Source organism: Aureimonas sp. Leaf427 (assembly GCF_001425485.1).
GTDB lineage: Bacteria > Pseudomonadota > Alphaproteobacteria > Rhizobiales > Rhizobiaceae > Plantimonas.
This window is the reverse complement of sequence record NZ_LMQW01000002.1, coordinates 269,295-275,872: the sequence shown is the minus strand read 5'-3', so window position 1 is coordinate 275,872 and position 6,578 is coordinate 269,295. Positions and strand designations below refer to the sequence as shown.

The 6,578-nt window shown below is 70.4% G+C and carries 6 protein-coding genes; all 6 read left to right on the top strand.

What is annotated here, in order from left to right; all coding sequences use genetic code 11:
- The first annotated feature begins 953 nt into the window (after positions 1 to 953).
- Positions 954 to 2,885 (top strand): BTAD domain-containing putative transcriptional regulator, encoded by a 1,932-nt coding sequence (locus ASG62_RS03895; protein ID WP_162246999.1) that lies wholly within the window; start codon positions 954 to 956, stop codon positions 2,883 to 2,885.
- Between the two features lie 142 nt (positions 2,886 to 3,027).
- Positions 3,028 to 3,300 (top strand): hypothetical protein, encoded by a 273-nt coding sequence (locus ASG62_RS03890; RefSeq protein WP_056698478.1) that lies wholly within the window; start codon positions 3,028 to 3,030, stop codon positions 3,298 to 3,300.
- A 120-nt stretch (positions 3,301 to 3,420) separates the two neighbouring features.
- Positions 3,421 to 4,623, top strand: coding sequence for a YcaO-like family protein (locus ASG62_RS03885; RefSeq protein WP_056698476.1), 1,203 nt, complete (start codon positions 3,421 to 3,423; stop codon positions 4,621 to 4,623).
- A complete protein-coding gene (locus tag ASG62_RS03880; protein ID WP_082537447.1) occupies positions 4,620 to 5,375 on the top strand; it encodes a TfuA-like protein in 756 nt (251 codons plus the stop codon). Before ASG62_RS03885 ends, ASG62_RS03880 begins: the two co-directional genes overlap by 4 nt.
- A 203-nt stretch (positions 5,376 to 5,578) precedes the next feature.
- Positions 5,579 to 6,109, top strand: a complete 531-nt coding sequence (locus ASG62_RS03875; protein ID WP_056698470.1) for a hypothetical protein — start codon at positions 5,579 to 5,581, stop codon at positions 6,107 to 6,109.
- A gap of 180 nt (positions 6,110 to 6,289) precedes the next feature.
- Positions 6,290 to 6,526, top strand: a complete 237-nt coding sequence (locus ASG62_RS03870; RefSeq protein ID WP_057180295.1) for a hypothetical protein — start codon at positions 6,290 to 6,292, stop codon at positions 6,524 to 6,526.
- Positions 6,527 to 6,578: the final 52 nt, after the last annotated feature.

Below are 6,578 nucleotides of genomic sequence, written 5' to 3'. Positions count from 1 at the left end.
CGTCGATGAGCGGTTTATAGGACAACCCACGCCAAACCGTCAACCGCCAAAAATGCAGAATCGTCAGAAATCGGAGAAAAAACGGAAGTGGCTGATTTTACTGGGGAAATGGCGTCGTCGGTTTGAAATGATGTCGGTGACGTAACGATAAGGCACACCTCGGCGCCCTCTTGGCGGACGTCGCGGAGGCCCTGCCTTGGAGGTCGGCAGCATAGGAAATTGGCACTTGGTGCACTGAAAATCACCAGGGCGGCCGGAGAGGGAAAGGCGCACATTCTGCGCTTTGGCCAAGCATTGGCGGGGTTGGCGAGCCTCTTTCTGGAGATGCCGGTTCTCTGTAAGGGCCCATCCGATATGAGGGATACGAGCGCCCGATGGGGGAGGGGTTTTGAACCGAAAGCCGGGATGGTGGAGACGAGCGTTCTTCTCCCCCACGGGGAGAAGGTCCCGGCAGGGGGATGAGGGGCCTTCAGACGGGGAGGCCTTCGGTCGGCGTTCCGGTTTGTCCGTACGGCGAGGGCATGCCCCTCATCGGCCTGCCGGCCACTTCTCCCCGCAGGGGAGAAGAACCCTGTTTTGAAGGATCGCGCGAATTTCGCGGATGGTGAGAGCCGGTCGGGAGTCCGTTGGCGCAATGTGAGCCTCACGCATAGAGGACCCTGGCGGGAGAGCCGGCGTCTGCTCCTCCTATATATAGGCGCGTCCGTCGTCCGATCGGCGGTGGCGGGCCGGCGTCCGTGGCGGCGCCGACCCCGCCTTGGCGGCTGGGCGTGCCGGAGCGGTTCGACGACCGAACAAGAATGCACTTATGGGTTGTATATCTGACTAGCGGAGCTTTCGAGCACCCCCATTGCGAGAAACCCCTTTTCGACAACACTTTATGCTGGTAAACATCCGGCAGGCTCAACTCTTTCGACGGCGATCTGATGGACGGCGGGCGACGGTCCCTTCTCTTGTTCGGCAACTCAGCGCTGCAATGGGGCGAGGAGACGGTCGCCGTTCCGCAGAAGGTCTTCGTCCTGTCCGCGCTCCTGCGCCTCGCCTTCGATCGCCGGGCGCCGCGCACGACGCTGGCGGCCTGGATGTACGAGGAGGCCCATCAGTCCGGGGCGCTCGCCAATCTCCGCCAGCTTCTCCTGCGCATCCAGAGCCGGCAGGCCGAGCTCGGCGCGGAGCTGCTGGTGATCACCCGCGCCGAGGTGCGGCTGCCCCGCCCGGCCACCGCGCCCTTCTGCGATCTCGACCGGTTCATGACGCTCGGCGTGCCGAAGGACGCAAGCGAGCTCGCCGCGCTCGGGGCGCTCTATCGCGGCGATCTGATGGAGAACCTCGCCGGCTGCGGCGAGACGCTGAGCGCCCACATCGCCGGGCATCGGGCCCGGCTGCGTGAGCGCTTCTGCGATCTGACGCTGGCGGGCGCCCGCCTCGTCCGCGGCCGGGCCGCGGAGGATGCGCTGCGCCATCTCCTTCTCGGCGATCCCTATCGCGAGGAGGCCTGGCGCGCGCTGATCGAGCTGGCGGCGGACGGGCAGGGGAGCGCCTCGGCCGCCGCGATCTACGACGACATGCGCGCGCGCTTCGCCGCCGATCTCGGCACGGCGCCGGACGAGCGCACGGCGGCCTTCGTCGCGGGCCTCACCCGGCGCGCCTCCCTGGCGCCCTATCCGGCGGTGCCGAGCGCGCCCGCCTCCGAGCGCCCGGCCGAGCCCGTGGCGGCCTCGACGATCGCGGCGGCCGCCGTGCCGAAGGTCTGCCTTCTCATGCCGCCCGCCGGCGGCGCGCCGCCGGAGGCGCAGCATCTGGCGGAGGCGCTGATCGAGGATGTGAGCCTCGGGCTCTGCCGCCTGCGCTCGCTGGCGGTGATCGCGCCGCACACGGCCTGGCAGCTTTCCGATGCCGGCGTGGCGCGCGATGCCTATGGGATCGACTATTTCGGCGAGACCAGCGTGCGCGCCTTCGCCGGGCGCACGCGGCTCGTGGCCAAGCTCGTGCGATCCGGCGACCGGCTGACGCTCTGGGCGCAGGACTACGATCTTCTGGCCGGCGCGCCGGCCGAGCACCATCGCGAACTCTCGCAGTCGATCACGCTGGCGCTGGCCGACGGGGTCGAACAGGCGGAGCTTCGGCGCTTCGAGATGCTGTGCGATCCCGGCGCCTATGCTCTCTACCTGCGCGCGCGCGAGCACATGCGGGTTCTCGACCTGCCCAGCACGCGCCGGGCGCGGCGCGTCTTCGCCGAGAGCGCGGCCCTTTCGCCGACCTTCGTGCCCGCGCTGAACGGGCTCTCGCGCACGCTGATCGTGGAATGGTTTCTCCTGGCGCGCACCGAACCCGATCTCCTGCGGCAGGCGCAGAAGATCGCCCAACGCGCGGTCGAGATCGATCCGTTCAGCGGCGAGGCTCTGTGCGAGGTGGCGACTGCGTCGCTCTATCTCGGCGGGCTCGACGAGGCGGTCGAGGGCCTCGGCCGGGCCGAGCGTCTGGCGCCCCATCATGCCGACATCCTGGCAGAACATGCGGACGCGCTGACCCATTCCTCCGATCTGAAGCCCGCCTTGCAGCGCATCCTCAAGGCGATCGAGCTGAACCCGCTGCCGCCCGACGACTATCTCTGGAAGGCCGGGGGCACGCTCTTCATGCTCGAAGACTATGACGGCGCGCTCGCCCAGCTCGGGCGCATGAAGCGGCGCGATCCGGTCAACCGGCTGACGGCCGCCTGCCTCGTCATGGCCGGGCGCCCCACCGAAGCCGCCCAATTCGTGGCCAAGGCGCTGGAGGACCAGCCCCTGTTCAGGATCGACGACTGGATCGAGACGATCCCGCTGCGCTCCAAGGACCATGTCGCCCACTATGCCGGGGCCTTGCGGAAGGCCGGGTTCCACTAGAACCCTCCACTTCCAGCCCTTCGAGACATCGCGAACGTCCGCGGCACGACCCGAGGGCGCCGGACGGTCGCGCGCACGAATATCGGGAGGCTCCGTCGCGGGCGCCCGGTATGACCCCCCCTCCGTAGAAGGAACAACGGGCATGGCAACGATCTTCATCGTCGGCGAGACCGGCAATTCAGACCTCTGGCTCGTCGACACAGGCGCCAGGACCGTCCAGCCGCTGGCACGCGGCGAGGCCGGCGGCTTCGACACGCAGACGATCGAGGCCGCTCGCGAGAACGGCTTCTCCATCGAAAAGAACGTCGACGTCGCCATCGCGGCCTCGACCAGCGAGGACGCGACCGCACGCATGCTGACCAGCCGCATGCTGGCCACCCCGATGCCGACGGCCCGGCAGCTGACCGGCAACTGATCGGAAGGGGCTCGCCATGTCGCGAAGGATTGCTCCGGCATTCGCCCGGGTTCAGGGCAGCGGCTCGCGCCGGCGGGGCGTTTCGCCCGGCGGCTTCGATGCGCGCGGCGGGGCCGTTTCGTGACCCTGGCGGGCACCCTGCCTCTGGGGGGCCGGATCCGCGAAGCGTCCGAGACGGTTCGCGGGCTCCGGCCCCATCTGGCCGATCTCGGCATATCGCGGCTGGCCTGCCAGACCGGGCTCGACCGGATCGGCATTCCGGTCTGGGCGGCCATGCGGCCGAACTCGCTCTCGCTCGCCGTCAACCAGGGCAAGGGCACCGACGACCATGCCGCGCGCGCCTCCGCGCTGATGGAGGCGGCCGAGTTCGCCATCGCGGAAGCGCCGGACGCGGACGTCGTCATCACCGCGAAGGCCGATCTCCTGGCCGCCGGCCACCGCGTCTTCGATCCGGCACGGCTGCTGGCGGAGGGCGCCGCGATCCCGGCGGACGAGCCCATCGGCTGGCTGGCGGGCCGGCAGCTGATCGGCGGCGAGACGGTGTTCATCCCGCTGGAGGCCGCGCGGCTCGATCTGACGCAGGAGGTCTATGGCGGCCTGTCGCGGTCGTCCAACGGCCTCGCCTCCGGCAACAACGAGGACGAGGCGGTGCTCCATGCCCTTTGCGAACTCGTCGAGCGCGACGCGCTGACGCTTCTGACCTTTCGCGCCGGGCGCAGCATCGGCGCCGCGCGCATCGATCCCGCCGCCTTCGAGAGCCCGGCCATCGACGATCTTACCCGCCGCATCCGCGAGGCCGGCTTCAAGCTCGATCTCTTCGACCTGACGACCGGCCTCGGCATTCCCGTCGTCCAGGCGACCATCCGGGAGGCGCGCGGTCCCGTCCGGCTCCAGCTCGATCTCGCCGCTGGCGTCGGCTGCCACCCGTTCGCGGCCGTGGCGGCGATCCGCGCGATCACGGAGGCCGCGCAGACGCGCATCACCAATATCGCGGGCGCGCGGGACGATATCGACCCCGCCGAATACGACGAGCCGCTGCGCCCGGGCCTCCGCTTCTATCTGGAGGAGGCCGGCCCCGCGCGGGCGCCGGTGCCGGCTTCGGTCCGGCCGGAGGGCGCCGTCTCCCCGCGCTCGCTGCTCGATGCCGTCACGGAAAAGCTCGCGCGCGCCGGCATCACCGACCTGCCGCTCGCCGTCCTCGGCGGTGCAAGACAAGGCATCGCCGTCGTCAAGCTCTTCGCGCCGCAGCTGGAGGACCGCCCGGCCAACCGCAACTGGCGCCCCGGCCCGAGGATCGCTTCCGCGATGATGCGCCTGTGGTGAAGATCCTCTTCGCGGGGCCCAGCCTTCACGGCGCCTCGCCCGCCGACGAGCGCGGCATCCGGCGCCGTGCGCCGGCGGCGCAGGGCGATCTGCAGTCGGCGGTGCTGGAGGGCGCGACCGTGATCGGGCTGGTGGACGGGCTCTACGAGAGCATCGCCGCCGTCTGGCACAAGGAGATTCTCTTCGCGCTCTCGCAAGGGGTCCACGTTCTCGGCGCGGCCTCGCTCGGCGCGCTGCGGGCGGCCGAGTGCCACGGCTTCGGCATGGTGCCGATCGGCGAGGTCGCGCGGCGCTACATCGAGGGCACGCTCGACGACGACGCGGCGGTCGCCCAGCTTCACGCGCCCGCCGAACTCGGCTTCCAGCCCGTGACCGAGGCGCTCGTCGACTGCGCGCCGGCGATCGCCGCGCTCGAGGCGGCAGGCCTCGTCGACGCCGGAGAGGCCGCGCGCCTGATCGCTTCGGCCGAGCGGCTCTTCTTCAAGGACCGGACCTGGAGCGCCGTCCTTCGCGGCGCCGGCATCGGCGGAGCCCGGGCGCAGGAGGCGCTTCGCCGGCTGAAGGACCGGCGGACCAGCGTGAAGCGGCAGGACGCGCTTCGTCTCGTCGCCGCGATGGCCGCGATGCCGGACGAACGCGCCGACCCACGCCCCGCTTTCGCCGTTTCGCCGACGCAAGCCTGGCAGCGGACGATGGACGCGTCGCGCGACGCCTTGGCGACCTTGCCGGGCGGGATCGTCACGTTTCTGTGACGCGGAGAGGCGCAAAGACGGATGAGACGCGAACCTTTGTCGAGCCGGCCAGGGCGGGGAAGGGCAGGGAAGGCGGCCCGGCCGCCGGAGCCCCGTGCCGCTCTGCGACCGGACCGTCGGGGAATCAGGCGAACGACGGAGGTCTGCATGACGCGCCCCGAGCCCGGCCGAGCCGCACCGCGACCCGAGCGGACGGCTGACCGATGACCGCGCCCATCCGGCCGCCGGAGACGACCGACGGCGAGAGCGAGGACGGCGCCGCGCGGGTGGCGATCGGCGAGCTGGTCGGGCTCTGGTCGCAGAGCGCGCTGTTCATGGAGATCGGCCTTCGCGCGGAAACGCTGAGGCTCGATCCCGGCCGGGCCTTTCCCTGGCCGGTCCTGCCGGCGCCGCCCGTCGGCGGACGATCGGCCCGTCCGGGGCTGGAGCGGCTGGGGAAGCGGCTGGTCCACCGGCTGGAGCGGCAGATCGAGGATCTCATCGCCGGCCGCGAGGCGGACGACGATCTCGACCGCGAGCGGCTGCTCGGCGCCGCGCGGCTCGCCTGCCCTGTGGCGGCGGCCGCGGCCCTCGCGCCCGCCCTCGTCGCCGGCTTCGGCCTCGCACCGCCGATCGCGCCGCTGGCCGCCGCCGCCCTCTGCCGTCGCGGCGCGCTCGCGCGCTGGTCCGAGATGTTCGGCCGCAGCCGGAGCGAGGTTCTCCTCGCCATCGAGCGGCTCGCCTTGCCGAAGTGACAGTGACCGCCCGGGGCAGGGGCAGGGGCAGCGGGGGAGGGGACAGGATGCGACGATCGGCCGGCGAGCGGCGTCGCCTCTCTGTCACGCTGGAGTCACGCAAGCTGCGCTTTCCGTAGGCGGGACTTTTTCCCGATTCCGGAGCCGCCCTTCATGTCCGATCGAGATGCCCTCTGCTCCATGCTGATCTACGCGCAGCGCGAAGCGGAGGACCTGAGCCTGCCATCGGTCGCCGACCTGCTTCGCCAAGCCATTGCCAGAATGGACATGGCCCGCAGCGCCGCCCCCTTCGACGCCCCTCATTCCGGCACCGCCCATTCCGGCACCGCCCAGTCCAGCAAGGATGGCATGATCCGCACCGATCTGTCCGCGGACGTAGACGTGCACCAGCATTTCACAAGCAGCCGCCTTCAATAGTTGGGGAAAGGAGTGTAAGCTTATCTTTCAGCCGATATGCTGATGAGTTGCC